At 42.7% G+C, this 22,184-nt stretch carries 16 protein-coding genes (1 of these 16 running past the window's edge); 13 read left to right on the forward strand and 3 right to left on the reverse strand.

Translation table 11 applies throughout. The annotated features are described in order from the left end of the window. Positions 1-138: 138 nt before the first annotated feature. From NQ503_RS01110 to NQ503_RS01150, 9 genes are all read left to right on the forward strand, one after another. Positions 139-1,230: a hypothetical protein gene (locus NQ503_RS01110; RefSeq protein ID WP_005421753.1), complete on the forward strand. Its 1,092-nt coding sequence runs from the start codon at positions 139-141 to the stop codon at positions 1,228-1,230. 19 nt (positions 1,231-1,249) lie between these two features. After that, positions 1,250-2,518, forward strand: coding sequence for a cytosine permease (codB, locus tag NQ503_RS01115; RefSeq protein WP_005421754.1), 1,269 nt, complete (start codon positions 1,250-1,252; stop codon positions 2,516-2,518). 122 nt (positions 2,519-2,640) lie between these two features. Beyond that, entirely contained in the window at positions 2,641-3,579 is a 939-nt protein-coding gene (locus NQ503_RS01120) for a helix-turn-helix transcriptional regulator (RefSeq protein WP_117628774.1), read from the forward strand. A gap of 23 nt (positions 3,580-3,602) precedes the next feature. Further along, entirely contained in the window at positions 3,603-4,115 is a 513-nt protein-coding gene (locus NQ503_RS01125) for a hypothetical protein (protein WP_044924651.1), read from the forward strand. Positions 4,116-4,445: 330 nt separating this feature from the next. After that, a complete protein-coding gene (locus NQ503_RS01130) occupies positions 4,446-5,735 on the forward strand; it encodes an ABC transporter substrate-binding protein (protein WP_005421763.1) in 1,290 nt (429 codons plus the stop codon). A gap of 131 nt (positions 5,736-5,866) precedes the next feature. Beyond that, on the forward strand, positions 5,867-6,766 hold the full coding sequence (locus NQ503_RS01135) for a carbohydrate ABC transporter permease (protein ID WP_005421765.1): 900 nt from the start codon (positions 5,867-5,869) through the stop codon (positions 6,764-6,766). Then, positions 6,759-7,586: a carbohydrate ABC transporter permease gene (locus NQ503_RS01140; RefSeq protein ID WP_171030269.1), complete on the forward strand. Its 828-nt coding sequence runs from the start codon at positions 6,759-6,761 to the stop codon at positions 7,584-7,586. Before NQ503_RS01135 ends, NQ503_RS01140 begins: the two co-directional genes overlap by 8 nt. A 116-nt stretch (positions 7,587-7,702) precedes the next feature. Then, entirely contained in the window at positions 7,703-10,747 is a 3,045-nt protein-coding gene (lacZ, locus tag NQ503_RS01145) for a beta-galactosidase, LacZ type (RefSeq protein ID WP_005421768.1), read from the forward strand. An 11-nt stretch (positions 10,748-10,758) separates the two neighbouring features. Beyond that, the gene (locus NQ503_RS01150) at positions 10,759-12,783 is read left to right on the forward strand and encodes a beta-galactosidase (protein WP_005421770.1); all 2,025 of its coding nucleotides are present in this window, start codon (positions 10,759-10,761) and stop codon (positions 12,781-12,783) included. Positions 12,784-12,859: 76 nt separating this feature from the next. Here NQ503_RS01150 and NQ503_RS01155 read toward each other — a convergent pair whose 3' ends face one another. Both NQ503_RS01155 and NQ503_RS01160 read right to left on the reverse strand, forming a co-directional pair. Next, positions 12,860-14,791, reverse strand: a complete 1,932-nt coding sequence (locus tag NQ503_RS01155; RefSeq protein WP_005421772.1) for a hypothetical protein — start codon at positions 14,789-14,791, stop codon at positions 12,860-12,862. Between the two features lie 113 nt (positions 14,792-14,904). Next, on the reverse strand, positions 14,905-15,906 hold the full coding sequence (locus tag NQ503_RS01160; RefSeq protein WP_005421773.1) for a response regulator transcription factor: 1,002 nt from the start codon (positions 15,904-15,906) through the stop codon (positions 14,905-14,907). A gap of 304 nt (positions 15,907-16,210) precedes the next feature. On the opposite strand from NQ503_RS01160, the gene NQ503_RS01165 reads away from it, so the two are divergent. From NQ503_RS01165 to NQ503_RS01180, 4 genes are all read left to right on the forward strand, one after another. Next, a complete protein-coding gene (locus tag NQ503_RS01165; RefSeq protein WP_256147472.1) occupies positions 16,211-16,336 on the forward strand; it encodes a hypothetical protein in 126 nt (41 codons plus the stop codon). 142 nt (positions 16,337-16,478) lie between these two features. Beyond that, positions 16,479-17,627: an exonuclease SbcCD subunit D gene (locus tag NQ503_RS01170; RefSeq protein WP_044924656.1), complete on the forward strand. Its 1,149-nt coding sequence runs from the start codon at positions 16,479-16,481 to the stop codon at positions 17,625-17,627. After that, a complete protein-coding gene (locus NQ503_RS01175; protein ID WP_005421779.1) occupies positions 17,628-20,813 on the forward strand; it encodes an AAA family ATPase in 3,186 nt (1,061 codons plus the stop codon). A gap of 56 nt (positions 20,814-20,869) precedes the next feature. Beyond that, positions 20,870-21,859: a DUF3878 family protein gene (locus tag NQ503_RS01180; protein WP_005421781.1), complete on the forward strand. Its 990-nt coding sequence runs from the start codon at positions 20,870-20,872 to the stop codon at positions 21,857-21,859. Between the two features lie 79 nt (positions 21,860-21,938). Here the strand turns inward: NQ503_RS01180 and NQ503_RS01185 are convergent, their stop codons facing one another. Continuing rightward, a protein-coding gene (locus NQ503_RS01185; RefSeq protein ID WP_243153627.1) for an MATE family efflux transporter crosses the window boundary here: on the reverse strand, positions 21,939-22,184 show its 3' portion. 1,143 nt of this gene lie beyond the right edge of the window; the window shows 246 of its 1,389 coding nt (coding positions 1,144-1,389); the start codon falls outside the window, past its right edge — the gene reads right to left on this strand; the stop codon is at positions 21,939-21,941.

The following is a 22,184-nucleotide window of genomic DNA, read 5'->3' on the forward strand; positions in this document are numbered from 1 at the left end:
ATGAATATAGTGGTCGGAAATGCTTTTTCTACTTGACAATCCATGCAGTTCATCATACTCTTTTGTAAGATGTTTTGTTATGTAAATTCATAAGTTACAAAGGTCAAGGGAAAATACACAGGAAGGGAAAAGATACAGATGAAAAACTGGGACAATGTAGTTTTGGTGCCGGAATTCGATGAGCAGGGTGTTGCCTGCTATCGTCTGGAAGGCGGAGATTATGAAAATGAGTATTATGTGATTTCTGAGGCAGAATCAAGAAAGCTTCTGAATACACCTGAAATCGTCGGTTATGAAGTTTATAACTGTCTGGTTTCCTCAACTTCTCAGATGCTTTATTATCTGAAGGAACAGAAGAAGGTTACAACTGCAAATATTCTTTCTATTCTTAGAGGCGCGCTGAACTATCCTCTGGAAGAGGCATGCTACAGAGAGCATATCCGTGTTCATGATATCAGCTTTCTTTCCAGTGAGCGTGTATTTGAAAAAGAAGAGATCGCAGGTCTGGAGATCAAATACAGCAAGCTTACTATGGTGCCGGACAGCACACTGATGATCGGTGACATCATTGCAAGTGGAGAGACTCTGATCCACTGTCTTCGCTATGTGACTGATTTTTACAGAGATCATGGCGCAAGACTCCGTAATATCATTATTTTTACAATCGGCGGAACCAAGGGAATCGATATCCTTGAGAAGCTTACTGCAGAGATCCGTGAATTCTGGCCGGAGTTCGAAGGCTTTATTACTGTTTATTATGAAGGAATCTTCAGTACCTATCAGGACAAGGGTGTTTCCGGGATCAACCTTCCGGACGTGGATTTCTACTGGAAGGGTGGTATTGTTGCGCCTGAATTCAGAAGAGAAACACTTTCCATGTGCAGTCCTCTTTTTGAAAAATGTATCATCTATGATGGCGGTGCAAGACGTTATGAGATCCATGAGCATGTAGAAGAGGTTCTGGAATTTTGGGAAGGAATCAAAGAAAGAGCTGACAAGATCGATTTCAAAGAGCTTCTGGATGAGAAACTTGGTTATCCTACTCCGATCAGCTATGAAGACTGGATCAAGGCAAACCACTATCAGAAGGTTCGCCCGGCAGATGCAAAATGGCTGTATCGTCAGGAACTTGGATACATCGAAAGTATGAAAGATATCACATTAAAAGAACTCGCAGAGCAACGTATCGGTGAATTTACGGGCGCACTGCGAAAATATATTTTAGATTAAGGAAAAACGGGGAGAACAAATGAGTGAAAAAATGACAACAGCAAACAGCGCAGAGCAGGGAAAGGTGGATATTGACTTTGCAGAGTGCGCGGTTCCGAAGTGGAGCAGACGCCGATTTGTGACAATGTTTATGATCATGCTTGGATTTACTTTCTTTTCTGCAAGTATGTGGGTAGGCCAGGAAATGGCAGCAGGACTGGACTTCTGGGGATTTATCAAAGCCCTCCTTCTGGGTGGTGCGATCCTTGGTATTTACACAGGTCTGCTTGGTTATGTAGGTGCAGAGACAGGCTTAAGCCTTGACCTGCTTTCCAAGAGAGCGTTTGGAGAAAAAGGTTCTTATATTTCTTCTGCGCTGACAAGTTTTACACAGATCGGATGGTTTGGCGTAGGTATTGCAATGTTTGCAATTCCGGTAGCACGTGAACTTTTTGGCGGAAGCACTGCGGTAGAATGGGTGCTGATCCTGATCGCAGGAGCATGTATGACTGCATCTGCATATTTTGGAATTAAGTCTCTTACCGTGATCAGTTATATTGCCGTACCGCTTGTTGCAATTCTTGGAACAGTGGCAATGATCATGGCAGTTAAGCAGGGAGATGGAACGATCGTTGATCAGTTTGCTAAATCCAGCGGCTCTCTGAGTGTCATCGGCGGTGCAGGACTTGCAATTGGTTCTTTTGTATCAGGAGGAACTGCAACACCGAACTTCACACGATTTGCAAAAAATGGTAAACAGGGAACGATCGCAACAGTAGTTGCCTTCTTTATCGGAAACTCCCTGATGTTCTTCTTCGGAGCAATTTCTTATATTTTTGTTGGCGGAAATGATATTTTTGAAGTAATGATTCGTCTGAATTTGTTCTATCTTGCAATCCTGGTTTTGGGATTAAATATCTGGACAACAAATGACAATGCTCTGTATACAGCAGGACTTGGTCTTGCAAACATTTTCAATAAGAGAAAGAAACCGATGGTTCTGATCTCCGGTGTTATCGGAACACTGCTTTCTGTATGGCTATACTACAATTTCTGCGGATGGCTGAACATCCTGAACTGTACACTGCCGCCGGTTGGTATCATCCTGGTAATCTCTTATTTCATGAACAAAAAGGCTTACGATACAGATACCATTAAGATTGTAACAGTCAACTGGTTTGCAGTTGCCGGAGTTATTCTTGGTGCGATCGTGGCAAACGTAGTGACATGGGGAATTGCATCCATCAATGGTATGGTTGTTGCAGCTCTGTGCTATGTGGTCGGAGAAATGGTTAATAAAAATAAATAATAATTAAAATATAATGACAGAAAAAGATTACCGAAATTGTAAAAGGTAATCTTTTTTTGTTGGAAAATATATAGTACAATAAACAGATAGATGTTCGACTTGAATTGAAACGGAGAGCTCAAATGGCAAAAAAAAGAAGAAAACCGAAGATGGAGTTCCGATATTACCAGATGTCAGCGGGAAGTCCGATCCTGGCACTTCTTGGACAGAAGTGGGTCCAGAATTACGGGAATGATGTGGATTATCTTCATTTTCATAATTATCTTGAGATTGGATACTGCTATGGTGGTGACGGATTTATGGTGCTGGGTGAAGAGGAAAAGCGCTTCTATGGAGGTATCGTTACAGTGATTCCGCCGAACTATCCACACACAACAAACAGCGATATCGGGACGGTCAGTAAATGGGAATACCTTTTCATAGATGTAGAAGGTTTTATGAAAAAATTCCTGGATAATCCGGTTAAGGCAGAAAAGGTGATTCAGCGAATCTATTCCAGGGCTTTGTTTTTTGAAGAGAAGGAGAATTTGTCTATCTCGAAAAAAATCCACAAGATTCTGGATATCATGAGAGATGGTGAAGAATTTTTTCTGGAGGAAGCAAAGGGAGTGCTTGCGGCACTTCTGGTAGAAATTGCCCGGTTAAACAGAGATTCAGGAGAGGATAAGGTTGCGGAAAATGCCGGTAAGCTTACCAATATGATCACCAGTGTGCTGGATTATGTATCATATCACTACATGGAGGATATCAAAGTAGAGGATCTGGCGAATATCTGTCATATCAGTGAGACACATTTCCGGAGAGTTTTTACTTCCTACATGAAGATGAGCCCATTGGAATATATTAATACCGTACGTGTCTACACGGCATGTGAACTTCTGGAGACCACAGATGCCCCGGTTGCGGATGTTGCTCACAAATGTGGGTTTACGACAAATTCGACATTCAACAGAAACTTTAAACAGCTGATGGGAGTCACTCCTCTCGAATGGCGGAAACGTCCGGAAAGCTATGAACAGCAGCTTCTGCGATTTGATATTCATTCAGAAAAAGGATGGTAGAAAAACAGAAAGGAATCATTTATATGTACGACTATAAGATTGTGGAGCAGATCTCCCGAAAGAAAAAAAGCATGTCCGGAGTTCTCCGGAAAGTAATGGTTTTGTTTGCAGTGATCTTTGTGATCCTGGGAATTACAATATCCCAGTCCTTTATGCTGGCAGGATTTCTTCTTGCAGCGCTTTATTTTGTGTTTGATATTTTCAGCCAGAAGGATTATGAGTATACCCTGGAAAATGATCAGCTCAGCATTGATGTGATCTATGGCAAAAAGTATCGTAAGACTGCCCATGTACTGGAGCTGAAGGAGCTGGAAGTCGTTGCGCCGCACTGGCACGAAAGTGTTGCTAAATATAAAAAAAACGGTGGTACGGAGCAGCTGAAAAAATATGATTATACCTCTTATGATGACAATACTCCGTATTACACGATGATCATCAAAGAAGATGGACGAAAGATCAAATTGCTTCTCGATCTCACAGAGGAGATGCTGCACACAATAAAGACACAGCATCCGGAAAAAGTCTATTTTGCATAAAAACAGCAAAATTCTGTGAAATATGTACAAAAAATGAATAGAAAATTTATGAAATAAGAACAAACACCTCTCTTGAAGATAAGAAAAATATACATTCTGTCAAAAAGAGAGGATTTTTTTCATCAAAATAATACGACAAAAATCGTGAGAATGCGAAAAACGAACAAAAAATACAATTTTATGTACGTGTAATAGTGTAAAATATATAAAATGGTCGAAAATGCATATTATATGTGCGGTTATGCAAACTATATCAAAAAACGGGATGCTATAATTGGTTCATAAGCAATTCGGAAAAGAGAATACGCTTAATAAAAGGAGGACACATTCATGAAGAAAAAATTACTTGCAGTATTAATGACAGGTATCATGGCTGCATCTTTTGCAGGAACAGCAACCGTTGTTTCCGCTGATTCTGGAGATGACAACACATTGACAGTATGGGCATGGGACCAGAACTTCAATATCAAATCTATGCAGATGGCTGGTGAGCAGTATGCAAAAGATCACGAAGGATTCGCAGTAGACGTTATCGAAACATCTTCTGATGACTGCCAGACAAAACTTACAACAGCAGCTAACGCTGGTGACTACAGCACACTTCCGGACATCGTTCTGATGCAGGACAACAGCTATCAGAAATATCTGAAGAGCTATCCGGATGCATTTACAGATCTCAAAGATATGGATATCAACTGGGATGATTTCGGAAAACTGAAACAGTCCTACTCCATGGTAGATGACACACATTATGGTGTTCCGTTTGATAACGGTGCTGTTATTGCATGCTATCGTACAGATATCCTTGAAGAAGCTGGATATACACTGGATGATCTGACAGACATCACATGGTCCAAATTCATGGAAATCGGTAAAGACCTTCATGAAAAAACAGGTAAATACCTCCTTACAAGCGAAGCTACAGGCGGCGATACTCTGATGATGATGATGCAGTCTTGTGGAGCTAACTTCGTAAATGAAGACGGCGAAGCTTATATCGTTGGAAACGATGTTGCAGAAAAATGCATCAACCTTTATGTAGACCTTGTTAAAAACGATGTTGTTAAACTTGTAAACAACTGGGATGAATATATCGCAACAATCACAGGCGGCGAGGCTGCTGGTATCGTAAATGGTAACTGGATCACAGCTACTCTGATGTCTACAGAAGATCAGAAAGGTCTCTGGGAAATCACAACAATGCCTAAGGTTGACGACGTTGATACAGCTACAAACTATGCAAACAATGGTGGTTCTTCCTGGTATATCACATCCAACTGCAAGAACGTAGAGCTCGCAGAAGATTTCCTTGCAAGCACATTTGGTTCCAGCACAGACTTCTATGATGCAATCCTTCCGGCATCAGGTGCAATCTCCTGTTATCTGCCGGCTGGTGAATCTGAAGTTTACAATGAGCCAAACGAATTCTTTAACGGACAGCCAATCTTCTCCACAATCGTAGAATACTCTTCTCATATTCCGGAGTTCACAAAAACACCGTATCACTATGAAGCAAGAGAATGTGTCAACACAGCAGTTGTTAATATCGTAAATGGTACATCTGTAGAAGACGCTCTTCAGGAAGCACAGGATACACTGGCATTCAAGATGACTGAATAGTCCTCTGGATATTAAGTGAAACTGAAATAAGAAAATTTACGTGAGCGCGGGGGACTGCTTGCAGTCCCCTGTCTTATGTTAAGAGTTACAGTTGCCGGAAACGGCAGCAAGTTTTGAAAGGGGGAGTTCATATGAATTCCAGGAAAAAAGGTATGACTCTGGTTGCAAAACAGAGAACTGCAGGATGGCTTTTCCTTGCACCTGCATCCATTATGATCGCAGTCATGAGTTTCTATCCAATGATCCGTGCATTCATTATTTCACTGCAGACCGGAGCAGGCGCAAACATGAGATTTGCAGATCCGATCTTCAGTAACTACAAGCGTATTCTTGCAGACAAAGTATTCCAGCAGTCTATTGTAAATACGTTCCTTTATCTGATCATTCAGGTGCCGATCATGCTGATACTGGCAATTCTTCTGGCACAGCTTTTAAATAACAAAGATCTGAAACTCAGAGGATTTTTCCGTACATGTGTATTTCTTCCATGTGCAACATCCCTGGTTTCCTACTCACTGATTTTCCGTTCCATGTTTGCAACAGATGGTCTGATCAACAGTATCCTGATCAAACTTGGAATCTTATCAACCGGCTACAACTTCCTGGGAAATTCCACCAGTGCCAAGATTGTGATCATCCTGGCTCTGATCTGGAGATGGACAGGCTACAACATGGTATTCTATCTTGCTGGTCTTCAGAATATTGAATATTCTGTATATGAAGCAGCAAAGATCGATGGTGCCAACGGCTGGAAGACTTTCTGGAAGATCACTGTTCCGCTTCTGAAACCGACAATTATCATGACCTTCATCATGTCAATCAATGGTACACTGCAATTGTTTGATGAGTCTGTCAACCTGACAAAAGGTGGCCCGGCAAACTCCACAATCACAATGTCCCACTATATTTACAACACATGCTTTATTAACGTACCGAACTTTGGATATGCATCAGCGATGTCATTTATCATATTCATCATGGTAGCTGTGCTTGCATTTATCAACTTGAAAGTAGGTGATACACGTGACTAAGAAAAACAAATCAGCCATTCAGAGAAGATTGATTCCTACTTATATTTTTCTGATCATCGTGTCATTTATTTCTGTATTCCCGTTATACTGGATGATCTCAGCTGCGACAAATACATCAACAGATGTATCCCGTGGACGTATCCTTCCGGGAAGTCATTTTATGGAAAACTTCCACAATCTGACAGCTCAGCAGCCACTGTGGAGAGCACTTGGAAACTCGTTTTTCTATGCAATCCTTACCACAGTGATCTGTCTTCTGATCTGCTCTATCGCAGGATATGGATTTGAAGTTTATCATGACAAAGGAAAAGACAGACTGTTCTCCGTGCTGCTTCTTGCAATGATGGTTCCGCAGGTTGCAACCATGGTTCCGTTGTTCAAAATGTTCTCCAAAGCAGGACTTCTGAATACAGCAGTTGGTTTTATCCTTCCAATCATTTCTACACCATTTATGATCATGATGTTCCGTCAGAACGCAAGATCATTCCCGGTAGATATTATCGAAGCAGCTCGTATTGATGGACTGAGCGAAGTAAGGATCTTCTTCCAGATGTTCATTCCTACAATGAAATCTACATATGCAGCTGCAGCTGTTATTACCTTCATGAACGCATGGAACTCTTACCTGTGGCCGAAGGTAATCATGACAGATAATAAGGCAATGACAATGCCAATGTTGATCGCCAACCTGATCACAGGTTATGTAACAGACTATGGTATGCTGATGTGCGGCGTATTGTTCTGTTCCATCCCGACCATGATCGTCTTCTTCGTACTGCAGAAACAGTTCGCAGAAGGTATTACCGGTGCTGTCAAGTAAACAATGAATTTAATAAAAGGATGCTGCTTGGGCCTGTGGGTATATTGCGTAATATGTCCCAGACAGATTATGCGGCATCCTTTTTTGCTTAAAAATAATAACGCAGGAGGATAAGAATGAAAACTTTTGATTATTCTTTAGTAAAGGATCCACAGTATTTTAAGGACAGAAGAATGGATGCGCATTCTGACCATACATATTACAGAGATGGAGAGGAAGCGCAGGAAAAAGCAACGTCTTTCCGTTACGATCTCAATGGAATCTGGAAATTCCACTATGCCCGCAACTACGGAAGTGCAATCCCGGGATTTGAAAAAGCAGACTATTGCTGCAAGGACTGGGATGATATCCGCGTGCCGGCACATATCCAGATGGAAGGATATGATGCACCTCAGTATGCCAACGTACAGTATCCGTGGGAAGGTCACGAAGACATTCATCCGGGTGAGATTCCGGAGCACTTTAACCCGGTTGCAAGCTATGTGAAATACTTCGAAGTGCCGGAAGAAATGCAGGGAAAACGTCTCTTTATTTCTTTTCAGGGAGCAGAGAGCGGCATTGCATTATGGCTCAACGGACAGTTTGTAGGATATAGTGAAGACTCCTTTACACCGTCAGAATTTGAACTGACCGAGTATGTAAAAGAAGGTGAAAACAAACTCGCAGCACAGGTATTCAAATGGACAGCAAGCAGCTGGTGCGAGGACCAGGATTTCTATCGTTTCTCTGGAATCTACAGAGATGTTTATCTTTATACCGTGCCGGAGGTTCATGTTTATGACCTTCAGATCCGTGCAATCCCGGACGAAACTTTAAGTACAGCGGCACTTGAGATCGGAACAGATACCTGGGGCAAAGGTACAGTAAAGATCACTCTTTCCAAAGATGGAGAGACCGTGATCGAAGATAAAAAAGCACTCGACGGAGAGGAAATTTATTCCTGGAAAGTAGAAGATCCGGTACTCTGGAGTGCAGAAGATCCGCAGCTTTATGACCTTGTTTTAGAGGTTTATAACGAGGCAGGAGAACTTCAGGAAGTAGTTCCGCAGAAGGTTGGATTCCGTCGTTTTGAGATGAAAGACGGTATCATGACACTGAACGGAAAACGTATCGTATTCAAGGGCGTAAACCGTCATGAATTCAGCTCTGTGAGTGGAAGACACGTGTCCGAAGAAGAGCTTCGTAAAGACCTTAAGATCATGAAACAGAACAACATCAATGCAATCCGTACCTGCCATTATCCGGATGCATCCCTGATCTATCAGCTCTGCGATGAATACGGAATCTATATGATCGATGAGACAAACCTTGAATCTCATGGTTCCTGGGATGTTGCTGAATTTACGAAGGATTACACCTATGTTGTGCCGCATGACAAACCGGAATGGCTGGATATGATGCTTGATCGTGCAAATTCCATGTACCAGAGAGACAAAAACCACGCTGCGATCCTGATCTGGTCCTGCGGAAATGAGTCCTTCGGAGGCAAGGATATTTTTGAAATGTCACAGTTCTTCCATAAGGCAGATCCGACTCGTCTGGTTCATTATGAAGGTCTCTGCCACGACCGCAGATATAACGATACCAGCGACATGGAAAGCCAGATGTATCCGTCTGTAGAAGCAATCAAGGAGTTCCTTGCAAAAGACAGTTCCAAGCCGTTTATCTGCTGTGAATATACCCACGCAATGGGAAATTCCTGCGGTGCAATGCACAAATATACAGATCTGACAGACACAGAACCGAAGTATCAGGGCGGATTTATCTGGGACTATATTGACCAGTCTATCTACAAAAAAGACCGCTACGGCAAAGAATTCCAGGCATACGGCGGTGACTTCGGAGAACGTCCGACAGATTACAACTTCAGTGGAAATGGTATCGCATATGGCGGAAACAGAGATGCTTCTCCAAAGATGCAGGAAGTCAAATTCAACTACCAGAATATCACTGCAGAAGTCAGTGCAGACAGCGTAAAAGTCATCAACAAAAACCTGTTTGTAAGCACAGATATTTTTGATTGCAAAGTAACTGTTGCAAAGAATGGCAAAGTGATCCACAAGGCTTCTCTTGCAACTGCAGTTGCTCCATTAAGCGAAGAAACTTATGTACTTCCGCTTGCAAAAGAAGAGAAACCAGGCGAATATACGGTGACTGTTTCCTTCCATCTGAAAGAAGATAAAGCATGGGCAGAAGCAGGACATGAGGTGGCTTTTGGACAGTATGTATACCAGGTTGAAGAACCGAAAAAGACCTGCCCGGAAGGTGTAAAAGTGATCCGCAGCACACACAATATCGGTGTCAGAGGCGCACACTTTGAAGTACTTTTCTCTGTGTTAAACGGTGGTCTGGTATCTTATAAATATGCCGGAAAAGAGATGATCGAGGCAATCCCGAAACCGAATTTCTGGCGTGCACCAACCGACAATGACTGTGGAAATCTTATGGGAATGCGCTACGGACAGTGGAAACTTGCCAGCATGTACTTAAGTCACAAAGACTTCCGCAAGGGACCGTATGGCCCGTCAAATATGCCAGAAGTAGAAGTGAATGAGAAGTCTGTAAAAGTAGCTTATACCTACATCATGCCGACTACACCGACCAGCGAATGCAAGCTTTCTTATGAAGTTTTCGGTGATGGAAGAGTGAAAACAACTCTTACGTATGACCCTGTTAAAGAACTCGGTGATATGCCGGAATTCGGTGTAATCTTCAAATTCAACGCAGATTATGACCGTGTAGAATGGTATGGACTTGGCGAGGCAGAAACTTATGCAGACCGTAAGAAAGGTGCAAAACTTGGCATTTATGCAAACAAAGTTGCAGACAATATCGCAAGATATATGGTACCGCAGGAATGTGGTGCAAAAGAAGAAGTACGCTGGGCAAAAGTAACTGACCGCAAGGGTAGAGGAATGCTCTTTGAGATGGATGAAAACAATGGGCCGATGATGTTCTCTGCACTTCCATACACACCTCATGAGATGGAAAATGCAATGCATCCATATGAACTTCCAGAGGTTCATTACACTGTTGTACGTGTGGCAAAAGACCAGATGGGAATCGGTGGTGATGACAGCTGGGGTGCTCGCACACACGAAGAATATTTGCTGAAAACTGACAAAAAGATGGAATTTTCCTTTGTTTTTAAAGGACTTTAAGAGGAGAAAAAATGGCAAAACAGATCAAATACGGACATTATCTTCATGGTGGAGATTACAATCCGGAGCAGTGGCTTGACCGCCCGGATATTCTCCAAAAGGACATCGAATATTTCAAAAAAGCACACATCAATACTGTATCTGTAGGGATTTTTTCCTGGGCAGTTCTTGAACCAGAAGAGGGAAAATATAACTTTGACTGGTTAGAGGAAATTATCAATAATCTCTACAAAGAGGGCATCCATACTATTCTTGCAACACCGTCAGGAGCAAGACCAAAATGGATGGCAGACAAGTACGAAGAAGTTCTTCGTATGGATCCGGACAGAACAAGAAGATTCTTCGGAGGCAGACATAATCACTGCTTTACCTCTCCGGTATACAGAGAAAAAGTACATGCGATTGATAAGAAATTAGCTGAAAGATTTGGCAGACATCCGGCAGTTATGCTGTGGCATATCTCTAACGAGTTTGGAGGAGAATGCCACTGCCCGCTGTGCCAGGCGAAGTTCCGTGAATGGCTGAAAGAAAAATACGGCACGATCGAGAACCTTAATAAACGCTGGTGTACTACTTTCTGGAGCCATAGATATAATAGCTTTGATCAGATTGAAAGTCCGTCAACTAAAGGCGAAAATGAACTTCATGCACTGAAGCTTGACTGGAAGAGATTTGTGACATACCAGACGATCGACTTCATTAAAAATGAGGTTGATGCGATCCGCGAGGGTGGTTCTGAACTGCCTGTAACAGCAAATCTGATGTATGATTATGACGGTCTGGATTACAAAAAATTTAAGGATGTTCTGGACGTGGTATCTTGGGATAATTATCCAAGCTGGCACAAAAAAGAAGAATATCTTACTGCAGTTGATGCGGAAATGCAGCATGATCTGATGCGCAGTATCAGGAAGGAACCATTCCTTCTTATGGAATCCTGTCCGTCTGCAACGAACTGGAAACCGATCAACAAACTTAAAAAACCGGGAATGCATCTGGCTGCATCTCTCCAGGCTGTAGCACATGGTTCTGACAGCGTGCTGTATTTCCAGCTTCGCCAGAGCCAGGGAGCTTCGGAGAAGTTCCATGGTGCAGTGATCGATCATTATGGCGGAGATGATACCCGCGTTTTCCGCGAAGTAACAGAGGTTGGCGAGGCTCTTGAGCAGATCCAGGAGACGGTTGGAACCAGCATGAGATCGCAGGCGGCTGTTCTCTATGACCGTGAGAACGACTGGGCGATCGCTGATGTGCAGGGACCACGAAATGTAGATATGCACTACCGCGAAGCAGTCCAGAAAAACTACCGTGCTCTGAGAGAACAGGGGCTGAATGTGGATGTGATCGCAATGGAACATTCCCTTTCCGATTATAAAGTTCTGGCGGCTCCGATGGCATATATGTTCAAAGATGGATACGAAGAAAAGCTTCGTGCTTATGTGGAAAACGGTGGAACTCTGGTGCTTTCTTACTGGTCAGGACTGGTTGATGGTACTGACAGATGCTTCCTTGGCGGAACTCCATATGGGCTTATGGATGTGGCGGGACTCCGCAGCACAGAGACAGATGCGCTCTATGACTGGGAAGAAAATCATGCGATCCCGGAGGCGGGAAGTCATCTTGGAATCAGCAATGTATATACTTGCAAAAACCTTTGCGAACTGGTCAAGGTTTCGGATGCAGAAGTGCTGATGCGTTATGGCGAAGACTTCTATCAGGGATATCCGGTGCTGACACACAAGGCATTTGGCAAAGGCCATGTATATTATGTATGCGCGGACATGGAGCTTGGATTCTACCAGGATTTCTATGGCAGAGTAGCAGCAGAAGCAGGTCTGAAATCTCCAATAGAGATTATTCCGGAAGGAGTTTCTGTAACAGTAAGAGAAAACGAGGATACCGAATATCTCTTCATCCAGAACTATGCGCGTAAGCCACAGGCTGTTCCGGTTCCGGCAGAGTATGAATTGCTTTATGGAACAGAGAGTGAAGTCATGGCTCCGTTGCAGACAAGGATTCTGAAGAAAAGTAAATAAAACAAAAACGAAGGGGCTGTCGAGAACAGCCCCTTCGTTATATAGAAGTTATTTTAAATTTAATTCTTTATAGTCATTACCGCTGGGTCTTAAGCTTTCTCTTAGCGCCAGCTCCTGCAGCAGCACCTATTGAAACGAGCATAAGAATCACATATAACTGCACATCTGTACTGTCACCAGTTTTTGGAGAGGACTTCGTTGTTTTATCCGTTGTACTGGTCACCTTTGTTGCGTTAGCTGTCTTTGCTGAAGATGCCTCTGTTTCCTTTTTGTTTACTGTAGAAAGTTTTGCAAGCACTGTGTCTTCCTTTTTTATTTCAGTTTCTGCTTTTGCATCACTAAAATACTTATTACATTTATCGCAGAACCAGTATGTGCTGTTTCCTTCCTCTGTAGCAGTAGCATCCTTCTTCTCTACCTTTTTCAGATTATGGCCAGTTGCTTTAATCGCTGTCGGATTGCTGATTTCCACGGTTCCTGCTTCGTCTGAGAAAAGCTTTTTGCAGGTGTTACACTTCCAGTATGTTTCGTGTCCATCTTCTGTGCAGCCGGCGTCTTTCTTTTCTACCTTTTCAAGATTATGACCGGTTGCTTTAATCGCTGTCGGATTGCTGATTTCCACGGTTCCTGCTGCGTCTGAGAAAAGCTTTTTGCAGGTCTGGCATCTCCAGTATGTTTCGTGTCCATCTTCTGCGCAGCCGGCGTCTTTCTTTTCTACCTTTTCAAGATTATGACCAGTTGCTTTAATCGCTGTCGGATTGCTGATTTCCACGGTTCCTGCTGCGTCTGAGAAAAGCTTTTTGCAGGTGTTACACTTCCAGTATGTTTCGTGTCCATCTTCTGTGCAGCCGGCGTCTTTCTTTTCTACCTTTTCAAGATTGTGACCAGTTGCTTTAATCGCTGTCGGATTGCTGATTTCCACGGTTCCTGCTGCGTCTGAGAAAAGCTTTTTGCAGGTCTGGCATCTCCAGTATGTTTCGTGTCCATCTTCTGTGCAGCCGGCTTCTTTTCTCTTGACTGCTTTCAGATCATGACCTGTCGCTTTGATCTCTATTGGATTGATGATTTCCACAGTCCCAGCTTCGTCTGAGAAAAGCTTTTTGCAAGTCTGGCATCTCCAGTAGGCTTCATATCCATCTTTGGTGCAGCCGGCTTCTTTTCTCTTGACTGCTTTCAGATCATGACCTGTCGCTTTGATCTCTATTGGATTGATGATTTCCACAGTCCCAGCTTCGTCTGAGAAAAGCTTTTTGCAAGTCTGGCATCTCCAGTAGGCTTCATATCCATCTTTGGTGCAGCCGGCTTCTTTTCTCTTGACTGCTTTCAGATCATGACCTGTCGCTTTGATCTCTATTGGATTGATGATTTCCACAGTCCCAGCTTCGTCTGAGAAAAGCTTTTTGCAAGTCTGGCATCTCCAGTAGGCTTCATATCCAGCTTCCGTGCAGCCGGCATCTTTCTTTTCTGCCTTTTCAAGATTATGACCTGCAGCAGGGATCGGCTCTGTGTAGGTGTGACTGCTGTCATTCTTGCAGACATAGGTACGAACGCCGTCTGTAGTGCAGGCGGCCGCTGTCGTCACAGAACTTTCGTAGTTGTGTTCTGTAGCAGGGATCGGCTCGGTGTAGGTGTGACTGCTGTCATTCTTGCAGACATAGGTACGAACGCCGTCTGTAGTGCAGGTAGGTTCGATAGTCACGGTGCTTTCGTAAGCATGTCCACGTGGATTGGATGTCCCACCGCAAACTGTGCAAGTCTGTCCGCTTGTGCAAGTTGCCGTTCCACTCCAATTATGCTCAGAGCGTGGCTTCGCAACAAAAGAACCACATTCTTGGCAATAACCAGACCTCTGATGAAATTGCGCGTTTAAATATTCATAGTTACTATAGTCTATATCTACCTCTTTACCACAAATATCGCAGTAGGCTGTATCTGCATATGCCGTTGTTGGCAGCATCATTAGAACCATGAACAGCGTAAGCAGGACGCTCAAAAATCTTTTTTTCATATAGTTTCCTCCCAATAAACATCGAATTTTGCTGGTAATTTCTGTATATAAAGATTTTATCATGTTGACTGCTTCCGTGTAATCTCCGTTTCACCTCGAAAAAGTATATTTTGCTATTTCAGCATATACTTTTTCAGTTCATCCCTCTTTTTTATATTCAGCTTCACATAAATCCTGCTCAGATAAGTTTTAACCGTATTAGGTGAAAATCCCAGATAATCTGCAATTTCCTGGTTATTCCAGTCACGGCTTGCCAGCATGGCAATCGAGAATTCTACCGTGGATAATGCATCTGTTACGAAATTCTCTGACATTGGATTGTGGATTGCCATCCATCCTCTGCTAAAACTGATAACCTTATCCGATAATTTGTTATATAGTTTTGAATCTTCCTTACGGATACATGACTCCAGAAGTCCCTGCAGCAAACCATGATGTTCAATAAAGGGTTCCAGGAATTCGTCTTCTTTCGCCATATTCCATGCCAGCATCAATGCGTCTTTTGCTTTCTGCTGATGTTTCAGATTCATCTGGCACATTGCCATCATGCAATACAGATAAATCATACTAATCGGATAGGTGCCGTCCCTGAACATGAATGCTGCCTCACAAATTCCAAGCGCTCTGCCGTACTCCCCTTTCAAATACGCCATATGAGCTATCACATAGGCAGAAAACATCTTAATTCCAGGAGGCAGTGCAGCTGCATAAAATTCCACATCCGGAAGTTCATCTACCGGAAGATGCAAAAGTACGGAAGACATATATCCTGCAAATACACTAATTGCTTTATCCTCCGCAGACGAAGAATATTTCATTTCTTTTTCAAGACATTCCCGAATCTCCCATATCCCTTTTCTGGATGCCACGGCTCTGCCAAGTGTCAGATTCGAATATACATATAACAGGCAGGAAGACATCTTAAGCTTTATATTATGGCTCATCAGGTAACGTTCTGCTATATGGCTGCATTTCTCCGCCTGCCCGGTAAAATAATAATATTCAGCACGTGCAATTTTCTGAAAATCCCTGTCTTCAAAACCGGCTACCGTCCTTTTCGCCTCACCCGGCTGAAATGATGCATTGATCAGCGGCAGGATGGTATACTCACTCATGATCGTGCACCTCCAACAGCTTCTATATTCGACATAAGATCAACTCCTCCCGATTCTCAGGTCTTATTGTTTCAGTATCTGTAACACCTGAATTCATAAGTAAAACCGCCCGAAATAATAAATGCTCACTTCTATTATATAATTTTGTGAGGACAAAGAAAAGTTTACAGTTAAAAAAAGGAACTTTTTTCTTATGTCGGCAGTATTGGACAAAATGCTGGATCAATACTAAAATAATGACTAATATTGTAAAAGAGGTTATTGTACAGGATGCATTTTTACAGAAGGAGAATTAGGTGAGAAAGTGGTTGTTGCAGAAATTGCAACAACCACTCCTCATGGTGCAATGAAGAGGAAAACTCAGAAAAATATTACAGGAGTTTATAATCTTGAAAAAGAGGCAAAAAAACAAATCAGAAAGAAAAAATAATTTGCATTAAAGCAAAACCAATGAAATTTTATTCAAAGGCTGTGCTTTAAGTTTAATTCTTCAAAAGAAAAAGATGCAGTCAAACAATCGAAATGTTATGATATACGTAGAGGCAAAAAGACTGACTGAAAAGGAGCTGTGTATGAAATTTTTTCACTTATCAGATCTACATATAGGATTAAAACTGATGAACCGGGACCTCCGCGAAGATCAGGAATATATATTGGATGAAATTACAGAACTGGCACGCAGGAAACGGCCGGATGCGGTGGTAATTGCGGGTGACATTTACGATAAGGCAGTTCCGTCAGCGGAGGCGGTGGAGGTTTTTGACCATTTTCTGGTCGGACTCACCGAAGCAGTGCCGGATGCGGTTATTATGATGATCAGCGGAAACCACGACAGTGCTCCGAGAGTCAACTGTTTCCGCAAAGTCCTTTCCGGGCAGAACATCTATATGGTGGGACAGCCGCCGCGTACAGAGTCAGAATATATCGAAAAAGTAACACTGAATGATGCATACGGAGAGGTGAATTTTTACCTCCTTCCGTTTGTGAAACCATCCATGGTGAAACAGGTTGTGGGAGTGGATGAGAATGGAAACAATCTTTCTTATAATGAAACACTTCATCGTCTGATCGGACGTGAAAAAATTAATTCAGACGAGAGAAATGTACTTGTCAGCCACCAGTTTTATCTTCCTTCCGGTAAGAATGCAGAGGATGTGGAACGTATGGATTCCGAGATGCGTACGGTCGGAAATATCGATGAAGTATCAGCAGACGTGTTGGAAAAATTTGATTATGTGGCTCTTGGACATATCCATAAACCAATGAAAGTTGGCAGTGAATTATACCGTTATTGCGGAACTCCGCTTGCCTGCTCTGTGAGTGAAGCACAGCAGCAAAAAGGCATTATTATGGTAGAAATGGGTGTAAAAGGAGAGATAAAAACAACAATTTTACCGCTTGAACCGTTGCGACAGGTGAAGGTTGTAAAAGGAACTCTGGAGGAGGTTTTGAAAGAATCCTGTAAGGATTATGTGACTGTGATCCTGACAGATAAGGTGGATCTGGATGTGATCGATATGCAGGAACGTATCCGTCTGGCATTTCCGAATCTGCTGGAGATCCGGAGGGAAAATCAGCGGAAAACGGATTATACCAGAACGTTACAGACAGAAGAATTGCTGGATCCGTATGAGCTGTGCTGCTCTTTCCTGAAAGATCTGGACGAAGAAGAAAAGATGATTTTGCAGGATGTACTACATACGGTTCAGGGGGTGAAATAAATGAAACCTTTACGTTTAAAAATGCAGGCATTTGGCTCATATGGTAAAGAAACTACAATTGATTTTGAGAAAGTAAATCAGAATCTTTTTCTTATAACCGGGGATACCGGAGCGGGAAAAACGACGATCTTTGATGCGATCGTTTTTGCTTTATATGGAGAAGCCAGCTCTTCTTTAAACAAAAAAGAAGGCGTAGTTCTGCAGAGCCAGTATGTGGATTTTGATTCAGAACCGTATGTCGAACTTGTCTTTTCGGAGGGCCGTGATGAAAAACGGGAAATCTATACAGTGCGCCGTGTTCCGAGACATCTCAAAACGATCACAAGAGGTGCAAACAAGGGTAAACCAAAAGAAAATACAGGTTCGGTAAGTCTGATCATGCCGGATGGAATGGAATATCCATCAAAAGAAACGGATCGTAAACTGCAGGAGATCGTAGGCCTGACAAAGAGTCAGTTTATGCAGGTTGCTATGATTGCGCAGGGAGAATTTATGGATCTCCTCCGTGCAAAATCAGATGACAAAAAAGTGATTTTTCGAAAGCTTTTTAATACAGAAATGTATCAGGATATTGTGACAGAACTGGGGAATCGAAAGCGCGCAAAAGAGAAAGAAATCGCAGTTCTGAAAACACAATGTCAGGGAGAAGTGAGCAGGATCCGTATACCTGAAACATATGAATCAGAGACTCTGAAACAGTTGAAAAAACAACTGGAAGATGGTGAGATGACACGCCTTACTGACTTTCTGGAAGAAGTGGAAAAACTGTGTGACTGGCTGGAAAAACATACTGATCTGGCAGAAAAAGATTATCGGAAATCAGGGAAAAGCAGGGATGAAAAAAGAGAGGAATATACGAGAGCAGAAGAGGTTCTGAAATGGTTTATACAGCTGGAAGATGCAGAGCAGAAACTGCAGGAATGTGCAGATGATGAATCAAAAATAGTGGAAACAACAGCCCTAATCAGTCGTATCAGAAATGCGTATGAGATCAGAGAGACCGGTGTTCTCTTAAATGATGCGGAGAGACGGCTGGCAGAACTGGAACAATCATTAAAGACTCAGGAAAAACAGTTGCCAATATTGGAAGAAACGCGGAAAACAGCGGAAAAAGCAGAGGAGCAGAAAAAGCTGATTCGTGATCAGGAATTGCAGAGTTACAGCAAAATTGCAGAAAAAGTGCAGAAGGCACTGGAGCTTTTGAATCAGATAAAGAGCCTGCGTGTGCAGGCAGAAGCAGACAGGAAAAACTGTGCTTTGGCATCAGAAAACACACAGAAAGTACGTAAGCAGCAGGAGACTTTGGAACAGAAAGAAATACAGTGGAAAAAACAGAGCGAAGAGCTGGCTGAAGTGGATAAGAAGCTGGTACTCGCAGAGAATAAAAAGCAGGAAGCAGATGCTGTTTTGCAGGAGATTAAAGACGTTAGGGTACTGGGAAATCAGGCAGAACAATGCCGTAAAAATGCGATTAAAACAAGAGAAAATTATGCAAAAATAACTGAAAAATATAACGCGGTAAATACAGAATATGAAGAAGTGAGACTGTATTTTCTAAACGCACAGGCCGGCTTTCTTGCAGCAGAACTGGAACCGGGAAAACCCTGTCCGGTGTGTGGTTCCATAGAACATCCACACCCGGCGAAAAAAGATGTGGAATCTGTGGATATCTCCGAAGAAAAACTGCAAAATATGCAGACAAATGTGGATAAACTGCGTAAAGATCAGGAAAAAGCTGCTGGGGATGCAGCGGCGGCCAGATCAGAATACGATACACGAAAAGATACTTATATTGCCAGTGTACAAAAGCTCCAGGAACGTTTGCATAGAAGTGTTTCTTCTATAACAGAGCAGTCAAGTGTGACGGAAATGAGCAATGCTCTGGAAAACTGGAAGCAGGAGCTGGCAGAAGAACTGAACAACTTACAGAGGAGTGCACGCCTTCTGGTAAAAATCCGTGAAGCACTTCAAAATATGGAAAAGCAGAAAAAACAGTTGCAGGACACTTATGATGAGTGTACAGAGAAAGAAAAAGCTGCTGTTGAAAAACTGGCAGGAAGTGAAGCCGCGCTGGAAAATGTAAAAGGGTCCGTTGAATTTAAGACCGAAGAAGAGGCAAGGGCGGCACTGATTCAGGCTGAAAGCAGTAAAAACCAGGCAGAAGAAGTGTATCAGAAAGTTCTGTCAGAAGCGAAGAAAGCCGCAAATGCGCAGAAACAGGCAGAAACCCTGATCAGCCGTTACCAGCAGGAGATTCCGGAACAGAAGAAGTGTGTGGAAGATCGAAAAACTTCTTATACAGAAGTAATGGAAATAAAGCAGATGACAGAATCTGAATGGAAAGAGCTTGTGGAGACGTACAGCCGTGAAGCGGCAGAAGAGTTTCAGAAAACGGTTAATGCTTATTATGAAAAGAAGTCAGTAGCGCTGGCACAGAAAGATTCTGCAGAGAGCGCGATTGGAGAAGAGCAGAAACCTGTTCTGGAAGAAATTCAGAAAGAGAGAGAAGCTGCAGAGACAGAATATCAGGAAAAAGAAAAGATTTATAACCAATTGCGAATGGATAACAGGGATGACAGAGAGGTCTTTGACGCACTTTCCGGAAGGCTGGAAGAGAGAAAAACAATCGTGGAAGAACATGCGCGGATCGATACACTGTACCGCATGACTTCCGGAAACGTCAGTGGCTCACGTATGGATTTGGAAACTTATGTACAGCGGTATTATCTGGAACATATTTTATACGCGGCGAATCGACGCTTTCAAGAAATGTCTGCAGGACAGTTTGAGCTCCGGATGTATGATCTGGAAAAAGCTGGTGAAGGAAAGAACAGAGGGCTTGATTTGATGGTTTATTCTACTGTGACAGGAAAAGAACGGGAGGTTCGTACTCTTTCCGGTGGAGAATCCTTTATGGCGGCATTGTCGCTTGCGCTTGGAATGGCGGATCAGATTCAGCAGAGTTCAGCTGCAATCAACCTGGACATGATGTTTATTGATGAGGGCTTTGGTTCACTGGACGAACATTCACGCAATCAGGCGGTTCGTGTGTTGCAGGAAATGGCAGAAGGTTCCAGACTGATTGGAATTATTTCTCATGTGTCAGAACTGAAGCAGGAGATTGAAGATCAGTTGCTCGTAAACAAAGATGAGAATGGAAGCCATGTGAAATGGCAGATCAGCTGATTTTTGGTAAAATATAAAAGCAGGGAATAGAAGTATTAGAGAATGTTAGGAGAAAAATGACAGAAGAAACTTTGGAAAAACTGGCACAGTTGCTGGAACAGGATCAATTTGAACTGCTCATTCCGGAGAAGATGCGGACAGAATCGGGAAGAATATCGGATAAGGGATCAGCCAGCATGGATATTCCATTGGTATATCTGATGAATGATGCGGTCGAGAGCTTTCTGGTTTTTCGAAATGTTCGTATGACGGGGGAATATCACAGCGATTATCAGGGAGAACTGCAGGCATCCATGGCCAGGCAGGATGGCAGATTTGTACTTGTCATAAAACAGGATGATACAGTGCTGACATTGTTTTTTGAGGATCTGGAATTGGAAGTCCATCTGTATGAATATGCATATACTGGTCATTTCTGGGTAAAAGACTATGAATATTTGCGACAATTGGAGTATCGCCTTGCGATTCTCAGGGATAAATATGATTATCTTGGTGAGGCATATTGCACGGAAGAAGAAATAAAACTGGCGGCACTTGTAGAATTTCCACCATTAAATTATTGCTGCTATCCGGCAGTACCGGAGAAATATATCGTGCCCAGAGAAAATCCCTGGATACCTTCTGAAAAAGCAATTGTTTATATGAAAGAACTGGCAGCGGAATGTGAGGATACTTCTTTACTGAAAATGTTAGAATTCTATAGAAAGCATCCTGCGAAATTCTGGGCGAAGAGACTTGCAGTTATGCTGCATCAGACGAAGCACAGCAGAATTGTAGATCTGTTGTCAGAGAGACTGCAGCAGGCAACGGCAGATTATCCAAGAAGATTTTTTGGAGATGATATGGAACGGAAGTATCAGCAAGCATTGGAAAGAGCAAAACAGCGTCAGAGGGAGTTGAAGAGCCAGGGAATTCGTGCAGATCTTCTGAGAGAAGAACCTTTTACGATTGCGCGTGATTCTTTGAATTATAAACTGTATCTTATGATATGGAAGGAACAGAAGGGGAACCGAGTAACAGAAATAGAAGAATATATCTGTGAATAATAGATTTTTAAAGCCAAAGCTGTATTAGCAGGCGAAAACCTGAAATACAGCTTTTGTTGTTCTTTTGAAATATGGAAAGTTATGCTTTTTTCATTTTTCCAAGTTCTCTGCGGGCAAAAACAACCGCCAGTACAAATGCAGCTGCGTCGGCAATCGGTCCTGCATACATAACGCCATCAATTCCCATAAACATAGGAAAGATAATGATCAATGGAAGCAGGAAGATCACCTGTCTGGTGAGAGACATGATGATACCGAGGCCAGCCTTTCCTATAGAAGTAAAAAATCCGGAGGACATCGGCTGGATACCATTTGCGAAAGTCAG

This window comes from Blautia obeum ATCC 29174 (genome assembly GCF_025147765.1).
Lineage (GTDB): Bacteria > Bacillota > Clostridia > Lachnospirales > Lachnospiraceae > Blautia_A > Blautia_A obeum.